Below are 1,623 nucleotides of genomic sequence, written 5' to 3'. Positions count from 1 at the left end.
AAAATATATTCCCAACCCAGTCGAAACTATATATATTGGTTTGAGTCTATCTGATGAAAATAGATTCATTTTTTTGATTTTTAAACGTCCAAGACATCTACTTTATGGTTAATAGTGTCGTTACTTCGTAACACCAAACCATTTACTGGCTATCTGTGAATATTCGCCGGTGGCGGTGCTGAGATGCAGCCACTGATCAACATACAACTTCCAGCTCATATCATCGCGCGGGATCATGTAGGCCTTCTCGCCGTACTGCATCGGTTTGTCCGGATTGATGGCGCACAGCGTTGGATAATGCTGCTGCTGGAACAGTGCTTCAGACGCATCGGTGATCATCACATCCGCTTTCTTATCCACCAACTGCTGGAAAATCCCCACGTTGTCAGCCAGCTGCAGCGTCGCCTGTGGTAAATGGCTGTGCACGAAGGCTTCGTTGGTGCCGCCCGCCGGTTCGATCACCCGTACGCTGGTTTTATTGATCTGCTCAACCGTCTGGTATTTCGCTTTGTCATCGCAGCGTACCAGCGGGATTTTGCCATCGACGCCGAGCGGCTGAGCGAACCAGGCGATCTGCTGACGCTTAAGCGTGACCGATACGCCGCCCAGCGCGATATCACACTGCTTCGCGACAAAATCATCGCTCAGGGTTTTCCATGTGGTTGGCACCCACTGCACTTTCGCGCCAAGGCTGTTCGCCAGCGATTGCGCCATGCTGATATCCAATCCTTCGTATTGGCCATCGCTGTGCAAATAGCTATATGGCTTGTAATCGCCAGTGGTACAGACTTTTAAGGTCTTGCTCGCGCGGATGTCATCAAGGTGGGATTGCGCCTGAGCAGCGCCGGTCACCAGAAGTAATGCACTCAGTATCGCGGTTTTCATGGTTTCTTCTTTTTAGGGTTGATGTTGGTTTGCACGAGGATTGTTTCATAATCGTCCGCATTATTGCTTTATTAGCAAAAGTGTTGTGATCAATCACGCATTTTTCTCGCTCCTGCGCGCGCGTAGAGTGTGCGGCATCAACCAGAAACGGAGCGGATTAGATGAATTTTTTAATTATCGATGGCGGCAAAACCTTCGCCCATTCGAAAGGCGAGCTGAACCATACCTTAACTGACGTGGCTGCCAGCCAGCTGCGCGATCTTGGCCATCAGGTGCAGGTGACTATTGCCGATAGCGATTACAACGTGGCAGAAGAAGTGCAGAAGTACCTCGACAGCGATGTGGTGATTTATCAGATGCCCGGCTGGTGGATGGGCGAGCCGTGGACGGTGAAAAAGTATATCGATGATGTCTTCACTGAAGGTCACGGTTCACTGTATGCCAGCGATGGGCGCACGCGCAGTGATGCCGGTAAAAAGTACGGTTCTGGCGGCCTGATTCAGGGCAAGAAATACATGCTGTCACTGACCTGGAACGCTCCGCTGGAAGCCTTTAACGATCCCGAGCAGTTCTTTGAAGGCGTCGGCGTGGATGGTTTGTATCTGCACTTCCATAAAGCCAACCAGTTCCTTGGCATGGAAGGTTTGCCGACCTTTATCTGTAACGATGTGATTAAAATGCCTGACGTGCCGCGCGATATCGAACGTTATCGGACTCATCTCAGCGAGATCTTTGCTT

2 protein-coding genes are annotated in these 1,623 nt (G+C 50.5%); one reads left to right on the top strand and one right to left on the bottom strand.

What is annotated here, in order from left to right; all coding sequences use genetic code 11:
- Positions 1–120: 120 nt before the first annotated feature.
- Positions 121–885, bottom strand: a complete 765-nt coding sequence (locus RTY00_RS24590; protein ID WP_312666723.1) for a transporter substrate-binding domain-containing protein — start codon at positions 883–885, stop codon at positions 121–123.
- Positions 886–1,046: 161 nt separating this feature from the next.
- Here RTY00_RS24590 and RTY00_RS24585 point away from each other — a divergent pair.
- A partial coding sequence (locus RTY00_RS24585) for an NAD(P)H-dependent oxidoreductase (RefSeq protein ID WP_312666722.1) occupies positions 1,047–1,623 on the top strand: 577 nt, incomplete at its 3' end.

It is taken from the genome of Pantoea sp. CTOTU49201 (genome assembly GCF_032054795.1).
GTDB lineage: Bacteria > Pseudomonadota > Gammaproteobacteria > Enterobacterales > Enterobacteriaceae > Pantoea > Pantoea symbiotica.
Note: the sequence above shows the minus strand (reverse complement) of the source record. Positions and strands in the feature narration are given on the sequence as shown.

Coding starts and splice junctions, on each gene's coding strand:
- RTY00_RS24590 (WP_312666723.1), bottom strand. CDS start 885: ATGAAAACCGCGATACTGAGTGCATTACTTCTGGTGACCGGCGCTGCT.